17 protein-coding genes, 1 tRNA gene and 4 pseudogenes are annotated in these 15,869 nt (G+C 70.3%); 14 read left to right on the top strand and 8 right to left on the bottom strand.

Features of this window, described 5'->3' with window-relative positions:
- Positions 1-6: 6 nt before the first annotated feature.
- The 4 genes and pseudogenes from ACWGKT_RS11370 to ACWGKT_RS11355 form a co-directional block, all read left to right on the top strand.
- Complete coding sequence (locus tag ACWGKT_RS11370; protein WP_453273375.1) at positions 7-1,437, top strand: PP2C family protein-serine/threonine phosphatase; 1,431 nt, start codon at positions 7-9, stop codon at positions 1,435-1,437.
- A gap of 518 nt (positions 1,438-1,955) precedes the next feature.
- Positions 1,956-3,164 (top strand): ferredoxin reductase, encoded by a 1,209-nt coding sequence (locus ACWGKT_RS11365; protein ID WP_453273374.1) that lies wholly within the window; start codon positions 1,956-1,958, stop codon positions 3,162-3,164.
- A 20-nt stretch (positions 3,165-3,184) separates the two neighbouring features.
- Positions 3,185-4,294: a fatty acid desaturase family protein gene (locus ACWGKT_RS11360; RefSeq protein WP_453273373.1), complete on the top strand. Its 1,110-nt coding sequence runs from the start codon at positions 3,185-3,187 to the stop codon at positions 4,292-4,294.
- Between the two features lie 218 nt (positions 4,295-4,512).
- Positions 4,513-4,821 (top strand): annotated as a pseudogene (locus ACWGKT_RS11355) (PRC-barrel domain-containing protein); the annotation flags it as partial.
- A gap of 181 nt (positions 4,822-5,002) precedes the next feature.
- On the opposite strand, the gene ACWGKT_RS11350 reads toward ACWGKT_RS11355, so the two are convergent.
- Positions 5,003-5,326 carry a three-helix bundle dimerization domain-containing protein gene (locus ACWGKT_RS11350; protein ID WP_453273372.1) on the bottom strand — a complete coding sequence of 108 codons (324 nt, stop codon included), beginning with the start codon at positions 5,324-5,326 and terminating at the stop codon, positions 5,003-5,005.
- Here ACWGKT_RS11350 and ACWGKT_RS11345 point away from each other — a divergent pair.
- From ACWGKT_RS11345 to ACWGKT_RS11335, 3 genes and pseudogenes are all read left to right on the top strand, one after another.
- Positions 5,325-5,840: pseudogene (locus ACWGKT_RS11345) on the top strand (hypothetical protein); the annotation flags it as partial. The gene ACWGKT_RS11350 and the pseudogene ACWGKT_RS11345 sit on opposite strands and share 2 nt — an antisense overlap.
- Positions 5,841-5,885: 45 nt before the next feature.
- A complete protein-coding gene (locus tag ACWGKT_RS11340; protein WP_453273412.1) occupies positions 5,886-6,176 on the top strand; it encodes a hypothetical protein in 291 nt (96 codons plus the stop codon).
- Positions 6,177-6,317: 141 nt separating this feature from the next.
- Positions 6,318-7,298: an SPFH domain-containing protein gene (locus ACWGKT_RS11335; protein ID WP_453273371.1), complete on the top strand. Its 981-nt coding sequence runs from the start codon at positions 6,318-6,320 to the stop codon at positions 7,296-7,298.
- A 626-nt stretch (positions 7,299-7,924) separates the two neighbouring features.
- Here ACWGKT_RS11335 and ACWGKT_RS11330 read toward each other — a convergent pair.
- From ACWGKT_RS11330 to ACWGKT_RS11315, 4 genes are all read right to left on the bottom strand, one after another.
- The gene (locus ACWGKT_RS11330) at positions 7,925-8,212 is read right to left on the bottom strand and encodes an ANTAR domain-containing protein (RefSeq protein WP_453273370.1); all 288 of its coding nucleotides are present in this window, start codon (positions 8,210-8,212) and stop codon (positions 7,925-7,927) included.
- Positions 8,213-8,324: 112 nt separating this feature from the next.
- Positions 8,325-8,681: a PRC-barrel domain-containing protein gene (locus tag ACWGKT_RS11325; protein WP_453273369.1), complete on the bottom strand. Its 357-nt coding sequence runs from the start codon at positions 8,679-8,681 to the stop codon at positions 8,325-8,327.
- A gap of 79 nt (positions 8,682-8,760) precedes the next feature.
- The gene (locus ACWGKT_RS11320; protein WP_453273368.1) at positions 8,761-9,009 is read right to left on the bottom strand and encodes an ANTAR domain-containing protein; all 249 of its coding nucleotides are present in this window, start codon (positions 9,007-9,009) and stop codon (positions 8,761-8,763) included.
- Positions 9,010-9,163: 154 nt separating this feature from the next.
- The gene (locus tag ACWGKT_RS11315; RefSeq protein WP_453273367.1) at positions 9,164-9,448 is read right to left on the bottom strand and encodes a hypothetical protein; all 285 of its coding nucleotides are present in this window, start codon (positions 9,446-9,448) and stop codon (positions 9,164-9,166) included.
- 374 nt (positions 9,449-9,822) lie between these two features.
- Here ACWGKT_RS11315 and ACWGKT_RS11310 point away from each other — a divergent pair, with 374 nt between their 5' ends.
- The 4 genes and pseudogenes from ACWGKT_RS11310 (at position 9,823) to ACWGKT_RS11295 (ending at position 10,991) form a co-directional block, all read left to right on the top strand.
- Complete coding sequence (locus ACWGKT_RS11310; RefSeq protein WP_100824856.1) at positions 9,823-10,035, top strand: hypothetical protein; 213 nt, start codon at positions 9,823-9,825, stop codon at positions 10,033-10,035.
- A 116-nt stretch (positions 10,036-10,151) separates the two neighbouring features.
- Complete coding sequence (locus ACWGKT_RS11305) at positions 10,152-10,319, top strand: hydrophobic protein (RefSeq protein WP_453273366.1); 168 nt, start codon at positions 10,152-10,154, stop codon at positions 10,317-10,319.
- 90 nt (positions 10,320-10,409) lie between these two features.
- Positions 10,410-10,583 carry a CsbD family protein gene (locus tag ACWGKT_RS11300; protein WP_453273365.1) on the top strand — a complete coding sequence of 58 codons (174 nt, stop codon included), beginning with the start codon at positions 10,410-10,412 and terminating at the stop codon, positions 10,581-10,583.
- A gap of 11 nt (positions 10,584-10,594) precedes the next feature.
- Positions 10,595-10,991, top strand: a pseudogene (locus ACWGKT_RS11295) (PIN domain-containing protein).
- A 186-nt stretch (positions 10,992-11,177) separates the two neighbouring features.
- Here the strand turns inward: ACWGKT_RS11295 and ACWGKT_RS11290 are convergent.
- On the bottom strand, positions 11,178-13,595 hold the full coding sequence (locus ACWGKT_RS11290; protein WP_453273364.1) for a helicase C-terminal domain-containing protein: 2,418 nt from the start codon (positions 13,593-13,595) through the stop codon (positions 11,178-11,180).
- A gap of 389 nt (positions 13,596-13,984) precedes the next feature.
- Here ACWGKT_RS11290 and ACWGKT_RS11285 point away from each other — a divergent pair.
- A tRNA-OTHER gene (locus tag ACWGKT_RS11285) sits at positions 13,985-14,056 on the top strand.
- 180 nt (positions 14,057-14,236) lie between these two features.
- Here ACWGKT_RS11285 and ACWGKT_RS11280 read toward each other — a convergent pair.
- Both ACWGKT_RS11280 and ACWGKT_RS11275 read right to left on the bottom strand, forming a co-directional pair.
- Positions 14,237-14,362, bottom strand: coding sequence for a hypothetical protein (locus ACWGKT_RS11280; RefSeq protein ID WP_453273363.1), 126 nt, complete (start codon positions 14,360-14,362; stop codon positions 14,237-14,239).
- A 15-nt stretch (positions 14,363-14,377) separates the two neighbouring features.
- Positions 14,378-14,632: a hypothetical protein gene (locus ACWGKT_RS11275; protein ID WP_453273362.1), complete on the bottom strand. Its 255-nt coding sequence runs from the start codon at positions 14,630-14,632 to the stop codon at positions 14,378-14,380.
- Positions 14,633-15,122: 490 nt separating this feature from the next.
- Between ACWGKT_RS11275 and ACWGKT_RS11270 the strand changes: the two are divergent.
- A pseudogene (locus tag ACWGKT_RS11270) lies at positions 15,123-15,293 on the top strand (helix-turn-helix domain-containing protein); the annotation flags it as partial.
- Positions 15,294-15,300: 7 nt separating this feature from the next.
- Positions 15,301-15,726: a hypothetical protein gene (locus tag ACWGKT_RS11265; protein WP_453273411.1), complete on the top strand. Its 426-nt coding sequence runs from the start codon at positions 15,301-15,303 to the stop codon at positions 15,724-15,726.
- Positions 15,727-15,869 lie beyond the last annotated feature (143 nt).

The raw sequence follows: 15,869 nt of genomic DNA, 5'->3' as shown, positions 1-15,869 counted from the left end.
CGAGGCGTGGAGGAGCGGGTGGAGCTGTCGCCGGAGCAGGAGGCGCGGCGGATCGCCGCGGTGCGTTGTTACGACATCCTGGACACTCCGCCCGACGGTGCCTTCGACCGGATCGCCGCGCTGGCCGCCCGCCTGTTCGACGCTCCGTCTGCCACGGTGACGATCGTGGACACCGACCGGGTCTGGTTCAAGGCCGCGTACGGTCTGGCGGGGGTTACGCAGATCGGCCGGGACCCGGGGCTGTGCACGTCGGCGATCCTCACAGGCAGTCCTCTGGTCGTCCCCGACATCCTCGACGACCCGGTCGCCCGCGCCCACTCCCTGGTGACCGGTCCGATCCGGGTGCGCTTCTACGCCGCCGCCCCGATCACCACCAGCGACGGTCACCGCCTGGGCACCGTGGACGTGCTGGACACCAGGCCGCGCCGCATCACACCGGACCAGGCCACCGCCCTGACCGACCTGGCCGCGCTCGCCATGGACGAACTGGGGCTACGGCTGTCCGCGCTGCGCATGCTCCGTGTCGAACGGGAACTGGTGGAGGTCGAGCACGCGGCACGGGAGCGCGCCGAGCGGGACCGGTCGGAGATCGCCGCGTACGCCTCCACCCTGCAGCGCACGCTGCTGCCCCCGGCACTGCCGGAGGTGCCGGGCCTGGAGGCCGCCTGCCACTACACCACCGCCTCGGTCCACGACGTCGGCGGTGACTTCTACGACGTCTTCCCGCTCGGCGCCGGGCGGTGGGCGTTCTTCCTCGGTGACCTCAGCGGCCGGGGCGCACCGGCCGCCGCGCTCACCTCGCTGATCCGCTACACCCTGCGCTCCACCGCCCTGCTGGAGCGCGACCCGTGCGCCGTGCTGCGGGCGCTCAACACCGCCCTGCTGTCGGCATCGTCCGACGGCAGCGGCTTCTGCACCCTGGTCTTCGGCACCCTCGCCCCCGAGCCCGCATGCGGTTTCGCCCTCACCCTGGCCGGCGGCGGCCATCTACCGGCTCACCACCTGCGCCCCGCCCGCCGCGACGGGCCCGACCGGGCGGTCGCCCGAACCGAGCCGGTGAGCCTGGCCGGAGGGATGCTCGTCGGCGCCCTGCACCACGCGGACTTCGTTTCCCGGGCCGTTCACCTCCTGCCCGGCGAGGCGCTCTTCCTCTACAGCAACGGACTCACCGAGGCCCGTACCTCCCAAGGTGCCCGGTTCGGCGAGAGAGGCCTGGCCGCCCACCTCACCCACCATGCCGCCACCAACAGGGCCCTCGGGGCCGCCGCGATCATCAGCGACCTGACCTCGCTGCTGGACACCTTCCCCGCGGGACCCGCCGCCGACGTCGCGCTCCTCGCCCTCAGCGCGACCTCGGCAACACCCGCCACGGCACCCTCCGGAGCCTCGGGCACCGCGCACACCAGCCTGCCCTTTTCCGCCCCCGACAGCATTTGACCAGGCCGAACGGGCGAAGAGCTGATGGGGACCGGCGCCGACGACGATCGCCGGCCACCTCGCGAACATCCTGACGGAACAGCGGTGCGTTCTCCGCGAGAGAACCGCAGCGCAGACAGAGGAACGGTTGCGCCCAGCGCCGGGGAGCCGGGGTGTGTCGGGCCGCACGTGCACTGACCCGGCGTGCGCTCCATCGGGCTTCGGCCATGGTGCGATGGACGGGCGCGGAATTCGTACGCCTTGCTTCCGAGGTCCTCCCGCGTGTGCCGGGCGGGATCGTTCCTGTTGCCCGGCGTGAGGGGGAGGAGGGGCGGGTGGGGTGGCGGAATCTGGTTCCGCGTCCGCCACGGGCCGTGTCGTTGTGGTTCTCTGGCGGGACGCCGGCTGAAGCCCGCCACCCGGGGCCGACTACGTCACCGAGGCGACATCCCGAGTACGTGATGCGGGGATGCGCCCGACGAGCCGACGTGTCCGACGCGCCCTGCCCCCGCGTGCCCCGTGCGAGAGAAGGGTTCCCCATGTCGGTTCCGCGCGCGTCGATCCCGGCGATGCCGTCGGCCGCTTCCGGTACGAAGGCCGTCTTCTTCACCGCTCTCGTCGGTCTCGCCGACAGGCTCGCCGAGTGGAGCGGCGGCCGTGTGCCGACGGCGGCGGGCCGGATCACCGGTGCTCTCGTGAGCCCTCTTGCGAGTCCCCTCGCTCCGGACGACTACCTGGGCCTGATCGACCCGCTGCTGTGTGCCCGCCATCCCGCGGGCCGGGTGATCGCCGTGCGGCCGGAGTGCGCCGGGGCGGCCACGCTGGAGATCCGTCCCGGGCGCGGCTGGGCGGCACACCGGCCCGGACAGTACCTGCCGGTGGGGGTGGAGATCGACGGCGTACGGCACTGGCGTACGTACTCGATCACCTCACCCCCCGAAGCGCCGGGCCGGACACTGACCATCACCGTCAAGGAGCAACCCGGCGGCCGGGTCTCCCCGCACCTCGTGCACCGGACCCGTCCCGGCGCCGTGCTCCGACTCGGCCCCGCGCAGGGCGAGTTCACGCTGCCGGAGGATCCGCTGCCGCCGCGGATGCTGATGGTGACGGCGGGCAGCGGCATCACCCCGGTGGCGGGGATGCTGCGCACCCTCGCGCGCCGCGGCTTCTCCGGGCCCGCCCCCGACGTCGTACTCCTGCACAGCGCACCCGGCCCGGACGAGTTCCTCTTCCGGGCCGAACTGGCCGGGCTGGCAGCCCGGTTGCCCTGGCTGAGCGTCCACGCGCGGTACACCCGTACCGCAGGCCGGCTGGTCCCCGAGCACATGGGCGTGCTCTGCCCGGATTGGTACGACCGGGAGACCTGGGTTTGCGGTCCGGACGGACTGCTCGACGCACTGGAGCGGCACTGGGCGGCGGCCGGCGTCGGTGAGCGGCTGCGCGTGGAGCGTTTCCGGCTGACTCCTGTGCGGCCGCAGGACTCCGACGCGTCGGGCGGCCGGGTCCGGTTCGAGAACAGTGGCATCGAGGCCGACGCGTCCGCGTCCATGCCCCTGCTGGAGACCGGAGAGGCGGCGGGTGTGGCGATGCCGTACGGCTGTCGCCGGGGGATCTGCTTCGGCTGCCTCGTCCCGCTGGTCCACGGCCGCGTCCGCGATCTGCGGACCGGCGAACTGCACGGTGAACCGGGTGAGTTGATCCAGACCTGCGTCAACGGAGCGGCAGGTCCGCTCACCCTCGCTCTCTAGGCCGCTCAAGGAGGCCTGCGATGTCCACAACTGCCTTACCCGTCACACCCTTTGGGCCGCTCGAAGATCACACGGAGCCGCTCGGCGAGGAACTCGACCGGATCCGCTCTGAGATCGTCGCGGCGCGCGGCGCTAAGGACGCCCGCTACATCCGTACGGTGATCGCCGCCCAGCGCGGCCTGGAGACCGGCGGCCGCGCCGCCCTCGCAGTATCCCTCTTTCCGCCCGCCTGGCTCGCGGGCACCGCGATGCTCACTGTCGCCAAGATCCTGGAGAACATGGAGCTGGGCCACAACATCCTGCACGGCCAGTGGGACTGGATGGGCGACCCGGCGATCCACTCCACCACCTGGGAGTGGGACTTCCTCACCCCCGCCGACGCCTGGAAGCACACCCACAACCACCTGCACCACACGTACACCAACGTCGTCGGCCTCGACCGGGACCTCGGCTACACGATCCTGCGCATGAGCCCGGACCAGCCCTGGCATCCGGTCCACCTCCTCCAGCCGCTGTACACCGCGCTGCTCGCCCCCGTCTTCCAGTGGGGCATCGCCCTCTACGACCTGGAGGCGGACGCCGTCCCGTCCGGCCGCAAGAGCGTGCGGGCCCTCCTCGGCGACCTGGCCGGCCTGGCCCGCAAGGCGTTGCGCCAGGTGGCCAAGGACTACGTCCTCTTCCCGCTGCTCGCGGGCCCGTCCGCGCTGCCCTGCCTGGTCGGCAACGTCACCGCGAACGGGCTTCGCAACATCTGGGCGCACACCGTGATCTTCTGCGGCCACTTCCCGGGCGACGTCCAGACCTTCTCGTACGAGGAGGAACAGCTGGAGGACGAGACGCGCGGTCAGTGGTACCTGCGCCAGATCCAGGGCTCGGCGAACATCGAGGGCGGTTCCCTCCTACACGTGCTCACCGGCAACCTGAGCCACCAGATCGAGCACCACGTCTTCCCCGACCTGCCCAGCAACCGCTACGCCGAACTCGCGCCAAGGGTGCGTGAGATCTGCGCCCGGCACGGGATCACGTACGTGAGCGGGCCGCTGTGGCGCCAGTACGCGTCCATGTGGGGCCGCGTCCTGCGTCACTCGGTGCCGGACGGGTCCCGGCGTCGCGGGGCTTGGGTCGGCTGACGGGCGCGGGCACAGAGGCGGAGAAGTGCAAGCCGCACCAGCCGCAGTACCATGGATCGTGGGTTGGCTCACTCTCACGTGCAGCCGCCCGGAAGGGCGACTCCGGCGTGTTTGCGCCGGAGTCGTTGTCACAGCCGCACTGCCGGTTCCGGCCAGGCCGCGACCTTCCAAGGGACGCGGCCCGCATCGACTGGTGTCCCGCTCAGGAGGGACGGGGCATGATCCAGGCAGCCGACATCCGCGAGTGGCGCACCCGTGACGTCGTCGACCCGAAGGGGCACAGGATCGGCGTGCTCGAAGCGGTCTACGTGGCCACCACCACCGACGAACCGGCCGTGGTCACCGTACGGACCGGGCTGCCCACTCGCCGGCGCCTGGTCTTCGTGCCCCTCGACGACGCACTCCTGGGGCCGGGCTACGTAAAGATCGCCTACGCCAGGAGCCTGGTCAGGAAGGCTCCTTCGATCGGCACGGACGAGATCCTGCCCGCCGAGCAGGAGGAAGCGATCTTCCAGCACTGCGGGGTGACGTCGCACGGACGCTTCACCGCGGGGTGTGCGCCGCTCGCGAAGTCCCAGAAGCTGCATCTGCTCGACCGCGGAACGCTGGGGAAGTGGGCGGGAGGTTCACGGCCGCTCTGGGAGCTGCTTCAGCGGCTGCCCCCGCGGGGGAAGCGGTCGGCGTTGTCGCCCTGAACGGACGCGGTGTCTATGCCGAGGAGCGGGTCAGGGCGATGCGAAGCCTTCGCAGAGCCGTGGTGACCAAGTGGCCTCGTGCCCCGTCCGACTTCTCGCGAAGGGGAGCCGTGGGATCGGGGCGTCGTGCGAGTTGTCGTAGCTTGGTGCGGCTGTTGTGCTCGACGAGGATCGGCACGTAGTTGGCGATACGAGCGTTGCTGAGCGGCTGGTAGCAGTCCTGCACCACCTCCCGCACGACCGCGGGCGTCAGCAGGCCGGCGTAGGTGGCCGTCAGATGGTCTGTGAGCTCTTGAAGGGTGTCGGGTAACGCGGTCTCGGCCGTGTTCGCGCCCATGGCGCGCTTCTCACTGTCACGGACGGCCGACCGCGGCAGCCGTTCGGTATCCGGGTGCTCGGCGTCGGCCCGTCCGCTTCCCACACTTGCACGGATCGCGTCCGGGGAACGGCCCGCCGGAACTGTTCATCAACTCGCCATCTTGGACCGGTCGACTCGGGTAACCGGCCCCGGGTCACCGCGACAGCTGGGCAGAGTCCGTACGGCCATCCGGAGGAGTACTCTGATCCGCCGAGGGTATTTCGCGCACCGGCCTCCATGCCCGTGTCGTTTTCGGCGATTGATCACACCGGGCTGGTTCCGACCGGCCCGGAGCAGGGTTCGCATCATGACAGCGACCGTTTCGTATACGCCGAGGCCCGAAGACCGGCCCTCCTTTCCCTCTCTCCGCACGGCGCAGGCTCTCACCGGTTCGACACCGGATCTGCTGGATGGCGCCTGGTGGCCCCGCTCCCTGGATCTCGGCGCGGGACTTCCCTCGTCGACTGCCGTGCTCGATCCGCGGACGGTTCCCGTCTCGGCCGCCTGGCTGATGGCCGCTGTGACCTACCCACTGCGCATGTCAAGCACGGGCCGGCTGATGGAGGAGGCGGCGCGCCTGCGCACCCTGTCGGGGATCGACCGAGCGGTGTGGGCCGTCTGGGACGCCGAAGGCGGCCGTGAGGCCCGCGGTCCGACCTCACGTCCGCGGATCCCGGCAGTGAGGCCGGGGACCGGAATCGGCCCCGCGTACGCCGCGATGGTCATGGCCGTACAGGACGACAACGCCGTCTCGGCCGAGCGGGTCCCGGCCGCCACCGGCATCACCCGAGCCGACCGGAGCGACGTACCGCAGAGATCGCCCGGCTGAGCCGGGCCGACGCAGCAGAGCCTCGACAGCGGCCCGGGACCCCGGCCGCACCACGGACGACAGGCCGGGGTCCTCCCGTGCCGTATGCCTTCCGGACCACTCGGGTCCGGAGACGCCATCGACGTAAGGAATGTGAGAACCATGGGTGTTCTGATCACTGTGCTGGTGGTGTTCGCCGTGGCCGGGCTGGTCCTGCTCGCTCTGAGCCTGCTCAACGTCCGGCAGTACGAGAAGGGCGTGGTGTTCCGTTTCGGGCGGCTGCTGCCGGACATCCGTGGGCCGGGCCTGCGCGTCATCCGGCCGATCGGGGACCGGATGCGGAAGGTGTCCGTGCAGACCGAGGTGCTCGGCATCACGCCGCAGGGCTCCATCACCGCCGACAACGTGACGCTCACCGTCGACGCGGTCGTCTACTTCCGGGTCATCGACCCGGTCAAGGCCCTGGTGAACGTGCGGGACTACCGCGGCGCCGTCTCCCAGATCGCCCAGACCTCGCTGCGCGCCGTCTTCGGCAGGGCCGACCTGGACACGCTCCTGTCCGACCGCGACCACATCAACGCGGAACTCAAGAAGGTGATGGACGCCCCCACCGAGGAACCCTGGGGAGTTCGCATCGAGCGGGTGGAGATCAAGGACATCGCCCTTCCGAAGTCGATGATGCGCTCCATGTCCAAGCAGGCCGAGGCCGAACGTGAGCGCCGTGCCCGGGTCATCGCCGCCGACGGTGAGTTCCAGGCGTCCCGGCGGCTGAGTGACGCCGCGGCGACCATGGCCGACACTCCGGGCGCGCTCCGACTGCGCCTGCCGCAGACCGTGGTGGACGTCGCCGCGGAGAAGAACAGCAGGCTGGTCATGCCGTTCCCGGTGGAGATGCTCCGCTTCTTCGAGCACCAGAGCAGGGAGACCGACGGCGAGTTCGCGCGCCGGAGCGGCCCGCGTCCCGCGCTCCCCGAACCGGCCACCCCTGCCCTGCCCACGGAGCCCGCCTTCCCTCTGAGCGTAGAACGCGTCAGCTCCGGCGGAGATCGGATCGGCAGTCGCGCGGCAGTGGCGCGGGACCGGCGGGACAACTGGCCGACCCACGCGGACTCCGACTCCGACGCGTCACATGCCCACGGCTGATCCCCGCCCGCCCTCCCGGGCAGCAGGCGGGTGAGCGCGAAGCTCCATGGCGGCGAGTCGTCCACCGGTCATCCGTGTGTCCAGGCCGCTGTCCGGAGCCCTGGAGCGGGCGCTCGGGCGGCAAGGCGCAGGTCGCCGCTGGAGAGGTGGACCTGCGTGCCGTGGCGACGAGCAGCCCCAGGCGCAGGGTGGCGCAGGAGGTGACGCCCGACAGGTCCAGGGGCAACTGCACTCCGGGACTGTGACATGCGCCCAGAAGACCTCGCGCAGTCCCGGAACGGTGGCGCGAGTGAGACGGAAGAGTGTGACGAGCCATGCGCGGCCCGATCCACCCTCGTTCGAGTGGACGGTGAACAGATGGTGCGAGAGCCCGAGAGCCCGAGAGCCGGTTCGCCGCGTCGTGGACCCAGGAGACCGTGCTGTTGGCGGGGTTGGCGTCGAACAGGTGGAGGACGATCCACAGGATCAGGATCAGTCGTCCGTGGCTGGCGAGCGGTGGAGCCAGGCCGGCGTTTGAGTTCCACTACGTGGGCTGCACGACGAGGGCATCCGACGGCCGTCCGGGACGAAGTCGCCGGAGAGTTGAGCTCACAGCTTCCGGTGCCGTTCGCTGGGCGCGTGCGCCGTCATCTCCGGTCCGCCGCGTGGAGGCGCCTCAGTGCTCGGCACAGCTCCCGCTGTATCGGTTCCGGGAGCGTCCGTTCCTTCGTCGTGGCGAGCAGAGCCTCAGCCACGTCACGGAGCTTGATGTTGCAGTGCTGCGACACGTCCACGAGGAGGTCCCAGGCCCGGTCGCTGGGACACGGTGCCAGGGCCATCACCATGCCGCGCGCCTGGTCGATCACCGCACGGCTGTCCAGTGCCCGCCCCAACTGCTCGTTCTTGGCGCGTAGTTCGAGGATCTCGGCCAGCAAAGCCCCGTCCCCCGCTGGAGGCACAGTTCTCAACGGTGGCTGTTCTTCACGGGGCCTGGTCACCTGGTGCATGGTGCGTACCTCACAGGGCGGTCATCCTGTCCGTAGGTGGTCAGCGGCGCGCCAGTTGCCGTTCGCCGGCCGCGCCGGGTTTGTAGGGCAGTCCGTAGTGTTTGAAGATCGCTTCCTCCTGTTCGGCGGGCAGGACGTCGTCGGTGCCGATCGAAGGGGCTTGCTTCACCAGCGTTCTGACATAGCCGACCTTGAGATAGTCGGGTCCGGCGATCGCGTCCTCGAGGGGGACGAAGACCAGGCGGTGCCGGGTCGGCAGTCCGGTCCGTACCGTGGCCATGGCCGGCTCGTCGGTGGTGGTGTCCACATAGACGGCCTCCAGGACGCCGATCTTGTGCGACTCGGTGTCGAGGACATCGCGGTTGCGCCATTCTCGGACGTCGGCTGCGTGAATCATGGCCTCTCCCTACCTGGGCGACTGGCCTGAGGCGCGAGTCGCACCCCTGGTTTTCTGCGTGAAATCGCCGCAGCGTACGTCACATTGTCCGCTGCATGTGCTCCGGGAGCGGCTTGCCTTTCCAGGCGGCGACCAGGGCCGCGGCCACCTCCGGAAGTCCGGCGTCGCACTGCCGTGAGACATCCACCAGAAGCATCCTGGCCGCCCCGCGGCGGCAGAGGGTCAGGACCATCAGCATGCCGCGGACCTGGTCGATGACCGCGCGCCCGGCCGGCGCCCGCCGCAGCTGATCGTTCCCGGCGCGCAGTGCGACGACGTCCTCTCCCACGGGTGCGTTCCCCACGTGGCCTCGGCCCGCAGTACCCACGACTCCTGTTGGATCACGGTACGTGCGTTGCATGGCATGAACTCCTTGGCGATCGCGACGTGTCCGGCCTGGCGTGAGCCGTCCCGGAAGCCGTGGCTGCCGGTCCACTTCACGGTCACCTGTGGTGTTCGTGGTCTCGACGGTCCTCGCGCCGCCAGCGCGCCCGGTTCTCGCGGCTGTAGCGACGGTCCCAGCGTTCGCGACGGTCCCGGCGCTCGCGGTAGTCCCGGTAGTCCCCGAGGTCGGAAACGCCGCTACGGCTCCGGCCTCCGCCACGATCACGGCCGTAGCGGGTGGCGCCGTAGACCAGCACCGCCGCGGCCACCCACCAGATGGGCTGGAGGAAGCCGAAGCCGAAGCCGAACAAGACCGCGATGAGGATGAGGAGCAGGACGAACACGACGGGCCTCCCCGGGAGCGGGACACAGCTTCGATACCGGGGACTGGGGCCTCACCCCACAGCGTAGTCCTGCCCAAAGGTTGCGGATACCGTGTGGCGTCAGCGCGTCCTGCCTGCCCGGCATGGATGGCTGCTTGACACCTGTCACGGAACTGCTGCGAGGGCTAGCGTGCGCCATGCCGCCCCTGCCCCCGGCAGCGTCGCACCGCCAGCGCGCTCCCCAGGGGGCGCACCCCGCGCATCGGTGTCGGAACCCGCCGCGTCACGAGCGAGGCCGTTCCCGCGCGCGCCCATCATCCCGATCCCGACGCACCCCGAGCGGGCGTCGATCTGCTGCCTGCCGCGTCGCACGCGTCCCACACCAGGCGGTACGCATGTATGCGCTGATCATTCCCGCTTCGACCCCCTTCGTCCTGCTCGCCACCGTGCTGGGCCTGTCCTGGTGGGAGGACCACATCCTGCCGACACCACCGGCCGGGCCGGTCGAAGCCCTTGCCGAGGCTCCGTTCACCCCGGTGGCCCCAGTGCAGCTCCCAGAACCCGTCAGTGTCGACGCTGCGTTGACAAGGGAGGATGCCGGGCGTTGACTGGCAACACGGCGTAGGGCTATGCCACTCCGGATCATTCGGGCGCAGCATTCCACCTTCCCGCTTCGCCCGGACCCCGCGGAACCAGGAAATCCCCGCGATCTGGAGGCCCGGCAATGATCTGGATTCTTCTCCTTCTGCTGATCCTGGTGTTCTTCGGGTTCGGCTTCACGATGCAGATCCTGTGGTGGGTCGCGGCCGTTCTGCTGGTCGTCTGGATCGTCGGCTTCGCCAAGCGCGGGCGCAGCGGTGGCCGTCCCCGCTACAGCCGAGGTCGCAGGTAATCCGCACCACGCCCGATCTCGCCCCGCGGGAACGACGGCCTGTACGGCGATCACGCGGGAGCCCTTTCTGTCGACATGCAGAGGACCGTCATGAGCGTCGGACAGACGATCAAGCGCAAAACACAGGAAATCAAGGGCCGGATCACCGCACGCATCGGCCTTACCACCCGCAATCGGCGACTGCAGCGCGAAGGCAGGACCGACCGGGTCTCCGGGAGCTTGAAGCAGGCCGGAGACAAGGTCAAGGACGCCTTCAGACATTGACCAGCGAGCCCCTGGGCGGCGCCTCTGCCCTGTGGCATCTTTTCCGCACTCCTGGGGCGATCCGGCCGTGGGAAGGGCACATTGCCGCCGGCGTCTTCCATGTTCTGTGAGCCCACGAGGACGGAGTTCCTCTACTCCGCAACCGGCCCGGCTCACCGCGACGAGCTTGCCGAGGAGTTGGATGCGCTGTGCCGGCTTTCGCCGGTGCCGAAGAACGCACGGCGCTGGGTGGACACCGCGCAGTACAAGCTCACGCAGCGGGGGCAGCACCGCTCCGCGGGGGTCGCCGATCTCCTGGTGTGCGCCACTGCGGTGCACCACGGTCACACGGTGCTTCACGTGGACAGTGACTTCACTGCTGTGGCAGCGGTATTGAAGGAAGTGCAGCAACGGGACGCACGCGACTGACGACGGCGATCACTGCGAGAGAACGCCGTCCATCGAGGTGCTGTCATGCGATCGCGACGTGCCCGATCATTTGATCGGCGGCGCGACCGGGGGCGGCGGCCACCAACAGCGCGAGGTCATGCCTCTGGTGACGACCCTGCGGGATGGGTACGGCCACCTCGAACGCCCCGGTCCGCCTCTCCGGCGTTACGTCGGAGGCATCACCCCGTGGATCCGCGACAGCGTGAAGGCCCGCTCCGCGTCGCGTAGATGACACCACGCGTACAGATACGGAGGGCCGAGCTCAAGGCCGCTGATGGTGCGGATCGTGCGGCTGCCCGTGGTGGCGACGTACTCGATGGTGACCGCCGTCCCGTCGTCGACGGCGTGGGCGAGTTGACGGACATCGGCGTGGGAGACCTGGGTCGCGTATCCGGCGATGATCTCTTCGGTGTCGGTCGAGACAGTGACGCCGTTGTGCGGGGCAGGGTCGGGATGGGCGAGCGGGGCGTCCGCGAGTCGGGCGGCCAGCGCGGACAGCTCGGCCTGCTCCGGGGCGGCGGTCGTACGGGACCGGACACCGGGCCCGCCGACCGCTCTGCGCGGAGGCGGTACCGGCGCGGTCACCCGGTGGCTGCGGGGCCGTTCGACGCGCACGGTTCCGTCGGCTGTCTCCGCGACCGGCGCGTATCCCTCGGTCCGCAGTGCGGCGAGGGTTTTCTCCAGCGGGGTGCGGCTGACGAGGACGGTCGGGGCGAGGTGCCGGAGGCCCAACTTGGAGAGTTTGCGGTGGGCGGCGATCTCGGTGAGGAGGGCGGGTTCCTTGCCGTGGATGACGCAGGCGGCCGAGGCGATGCGGATCCGCCCATGGCTGCGTGCCGTGTCCGTGATCAGGTACGACAGGGGCTGGGGCAGCGGGTTGGCGGCGACGGCGGCCAAGTCGGCCTCGATGGCGTCCGGGCTGCGGCCGGCGTCCAGGGCGCGTCGCACGCTTGCCGGGTTGAATCGCCACACCGAGGCGGTGCCGCTGGTCTCCCGCTCGGCGACCGAGTCCAGCAGCGTGACCAGCCGTGCGGCGGGTGTGCCGGTGACGACGGCGGTCAGGTCGCCGCCGAAGCGGGCCGTCGCGGTGGCGTCGGGAAGCAGGCGGTGGCAGGCTGCGGCCAGTTCCTCGGTGCTGTCGGCCAGCAGAGCGGCGCCGATCGGGGACAGCGCGCCCCGAGCGAGGACACCGAGCAGCTCCGCCTCCCGGATCACGGTGGCGAACGGCGTCGTGTCCTGCGGCAGCACCTCGGCGAGCGGCCGTGACCAGCGGGTAAGAGGGCCTAGTTCGGCCGTGCTCTTCGCGCCCTGCTCGGCCGGGAGCCGGGAAGCGGCGGTGAGCAGCCCCTGCCGGGCCTGGAGGCAGCCGACGCAGGACGGGGTCCCGGCCAGGGCGGGCAGCGCCTTGTTGTCCTCGTCACGGGCCGACGAGGGAGTGAGCCCAAGGGTCCACCAAGCCTGCAGCAACACCGGGAGCCTGTCTGCGGGTTCCGACTCGGCCCAGATGTCGTAGTCATCTGTCGTCGCGACCCGGTCACCGTCACGCGCCATGAGACCGGCCTCGTACGCCGTCTCAAGGGTGAGGCGTACAACGGTCTCCGCGCAGCGTGCCGCCTTGCCGATTCTGGCCAGTTCGCGGGCTCCGACACCGCCGGACTTCAGCCGGGCCAGCGGAGCTGTCGCACACACCGACAGGACCGAGGCGGCGTGGGCGGCGAACGCCGTGGCCGCGGCGGACGCTTCACTGTCGACCTCGGCCGGGGCGACGGGTACCAGGAGCGTGACGGGCGGCGTGGGGTCGAACGGAGCATGCCAGCCTGGCCCGCGCAGCGCGAGCGCCACCTCCGCGGGCATCCGTACGGGGCCGTAGCTGTATCGCCCCTGGACCAGCAGTCCCCGCTCCAGCGCCCAGCGCGCACCCGGCTCGGGGACGGACTGACCCCCGAAGGTGACGAATGCCTGCGGCCGGTACGCGGGGTCCGCCCGGCGTTCCAGCAGTTTGCGGGCGTCGGCCGGTGCCCGCGCGACCAGCGCGGCGACACGTGCCGGGTCGCTGTGGTGCTCCACGAGCGTCGCGAGACGCTGCGGTTTGGTGCCGGGAGGCCGCACGCCCAGAGCCGTGAGCATGCGGCGCAACTCCTCGGAGGCCGTGTCCTTCAACAGCGTCGCCAGCGGCTGGTCCAGTCCGAGCGGTGTGTCCCACGCCTGCCGCAGGGGCGCGGCCATGCGCAGTGTTCCTTCGCTGTCCGGCCAAACCAGCGCATGCGTGGACAGTGTCTGGAGCGCCGCTTCCAGGCTGCGTGCGGCCTCGTCCTCCGTCGCGTCCAGCAGGTCCGCCAGGACGTCCCGAGAGGCCGGCGCACTCAGTGCCGCCAGTGCCTCGGCTGCCTGCAGGACGGGCAGCGTGAGCCGGGGCGGCGCGAGGGCGACCGAGCCCGGGCGTTGCAGGCGTTCAGCCAGTTCACTCACCGAGCGCGGCTCCGGCGGGGACACTGCGTCCGGCCGTGCCGCGAGTACCTGCTTCAGGCGTTCGGCGCCGAGGCTGTGCAGCCACGCTGCCAGGGTCGACTTACCGGACTTCACTGATCACTGCACCTCATGAAACTGATCACTGCACCTCATGAAGGAGAACGCAACGCTTCGCGCCGGCAGGCTGGGCAACACGTGGCATGCCGTACGGCCTCAAGCATGGCGCATCCGGCGGGTGCCGTAGGTGCCGTCGCCACTGATTCGCGGACGGGGCCGCACCGGTCCTCTCCACAGAGCCGCCGCCCGTGTGGCAGCTGGAGAAGCCGGAGGGGGACCGGTTCCGAAGGGAGAAGAGAGATCCTGGCTGCGCAGAGGGCCGCACGGTGGATCCGTAGTGGACACGCAGTGGACGGAAGGATCGGTAACGATCGGGAGGACCGGAGCAGGAAGCGGCAGCCATCACCGCTTTGACCTGCACAAACAGGAACAGCAGGGAAGGAATCGGGGCGGGAGTGAAACGCCTGCAAGGACTCATAATCCGTCGGCCGTGGGTTCGAGTCCCACCCGCCCCACCACAGCGGATCGGCGCAGGAACGTTTTCACCTGCGCCGACTATGCACCCTCCCTCGCGCGGGCAGTCGTAACGACACGTCAGAGATCGCTAGCTGGCCCGCTGCTGGCCCGAATGGCAGCCGATCAAGACATGGAGCGAACCCGGCCGGCGAGGTGTCGACCGGGGGCGCGGGGTGCTGCTGTCAGGGCTTGGGCGGGATGATGAATCCCCGCACCGGCTTCGGCTCCGGGTCACGCGAGCTCGGCTGCTGCGCGCGCTTCCACGCCGCCACCAGCTTCGCGTACCGCGGGTCGATCCACTCGGCCATGCGTCACCTCCGGCGTCAGCCTACGACGGGAGGCTCCGGCCTCGGCATGGGACGGATGGTGCACTCCGGGGCGTGCTGGCACTTCGCTGCCACCGCGACGAGGGTCTCGTTCGACGGTGGCCCCCACAGCTCCGGGTCCGCCTCCCAACCGAGTGCCGCGATGGCCTCGCGGGTGCGGTCGAGGATCGGCGGATCGTAGTTCGTCGGGTCGTAGCCCGGGTAGTGGTGGACGAACGCGCCCTCCAGCTGCTCGCACAGCTCGACGTACATGGGCTCGCGGCGACGGCCTGGACGAGCGGGCCGGAAAGGCGGACGGCGGCGAACAGGGTGCCGAGCGGCAGCCTGGTGATCCCGTGCTCCTGCCACTCCATGCGTGCGCGGTCCCGGCCGAACGCGGGGAAGGTCGACAGCAGCCAGTGCTGTACGACCAGGCGGAGCTCTGACCGGGTGCGGACGAGCACGCCAGTCTCCGGCGCAACGGGGCGCACAACCTTCTGGCCGGTGTTGCGGCTCACCGGACGGCCTCCAGGCCCGAAGTCGGTTCGTTCTCCGCGAGGGCGGTCATGGCGGCATCACTTCCTACAACGCTGAGTTTCCCGGTCGTCACCCATGACGCTATGTAAGGGTGTCCGCCGCTTGCAGTGACCGTGAGTACGGGTAAGGGCCCGGCAGGCGCGGGCAAGGGGGCGCCGTGAACCAGCAGTCGCAAGGAACCCCGACCGGTGGTCAGGGATCACCCGGGAAGGGCCGCGTTGGCATCATCGCCGGGTACGTCTTCCGGGTCATCCGCGAACAGCTGGGTCATACCCAGGAGAGTCTCGCCGAGGTATTCCGCGTGTCGGCCGACACTGAGGCCGGGTGGGAGTCGGGACGCCGGCCACTGACTGCCGTACCGGTCGGGCAGATGCTCGTACACCGCCACCGCCTGCTGCACGCCGTTGCTGGGGGCGGCCCTGATCGGATGCTCGCTCCTCGGCCAGGACGCGCCGTGCACCCAGGCCGACGCGGACTCGCACGCCTCCGCCGTGTGGCGGCCTGCCGACTTCGGCGGCCGGGACGCGGTGAGGATCCGGCTGTGCGTGGACGGCACCTGCGAGGAGCGGACATCGGGCCGTCCCGACGACCCGTTCGCCTCGCTGTCGGTCCACCTCCCCGACGACATCGGTGGGTCCACCGTGCTGGTGCGTCTCACCGTGACCTCCGTGAAGAGCGGCGACACGGTCGTCGAGGACAGCACCCGGGCCGGACTGACGGAGCAACACCCCAACGGCACGTCCTGCCCACCCACCCATCGGACGGCAACGTTCCGTGCCCACCCGGAGAAGGGCCTCACCTCACCCAAGGGCATGAAGCTCCAGGGCTGAGCCCGTACGGGAGACCGAACCCGTCTGGATGCGGCCACCGATGACGGTGCTGTGGCAAACGGCTGTGCCTGGCGAACGCCGTCAACTCCTTTGATTCCGTGTCTCGATGCGCGTTCTCCGTATGGAATCCGAACTGGTGTTTC

This window comes from Streptomyces sp. NPDC054794, assembly GCF_053611585.1.
This window is presented reverse-complemented; position numbering and strand designations above follow the sequence as displayed.

Coding starts and splice junctions, on each gene's coding strand:
- ACWGKT_RS11365 (WP_453273374.1), top strand. CDS start 1,956: ATGTCGGTTCCGCGCGCGTCGATCCCGGCGATGCCGTCGGCCGCTTCC.
- ACWGKT_RS11360 (WP_453273373.1), top strand. CDS start 3,185: ATGTCCACAACTGCCTTACCCGTCACACCCTTTGGGCCGCTCGAAGAT.
- ACWGKT_RS11350 (WP_453273372.1), bottom strand. CDS start 5,326: ATGGGCGCGAACACGGCCGAGACCGCGTTACCCGACACCCTTCAAGAG.
- ACWGKT_RS11340 (WP_453273412.1), top strand. CDS start 5,886: ATGTCAAGCACGGGCCGGCTGATGGAGGAGGCGGCGCGCCTGCGCACC.
- ACWGKT_RS11335 (WP_453273371.1), top strand. CDS start 6,318: ATGGGTGTTCTGATCACTGTGCTGGTGGTGTTCGCCGTGGCCGGGCTG.
- ACWGKT_RS11325 (WP_453273369.1), bottom strand. CDS start 8,681: ATGATTCACGCAGCCGACGTCCGAGAATGGCGCAACCGCGATGTCCTC.
- ACWGKT_RS11310 (WP_100824856.1), top strand. CDS start 9,823: ATGTATGCGCTGATCATTCCCGCTTCGACCCCCTTCGTCCTGCTCGCC.
- ACWGKT_RS11305 (WP_453273366.1), top strand. CDS start 10,152: ATGATCTGGATTCTTCTCCTTCTGCTGATCCTGGTGTTCTTCGGGTTC.
- ACWGKT_RS11300 (WP_453273365.1), top strand. CDS start 10,410: ATGAGCGTCGGACAGACGATCAAGCGCAAAACACAGGAAATCAAGGGC.
- ACWGKT_RS11280 (WP_453273363.1), bottom strand. CDS start 14,362: ATGGCCGAGTGGATCGACCCGCGGTACGCGAAGCTGGTGGCGGCGTGG.
- ACWGKT_RS11275 (WP_453273362.1), bottom strand. CDS start 14,632: ATGTACGTCGAGCTGTGCGAGCAGCTGGAGGGCGCGTTCGTCCACCAC.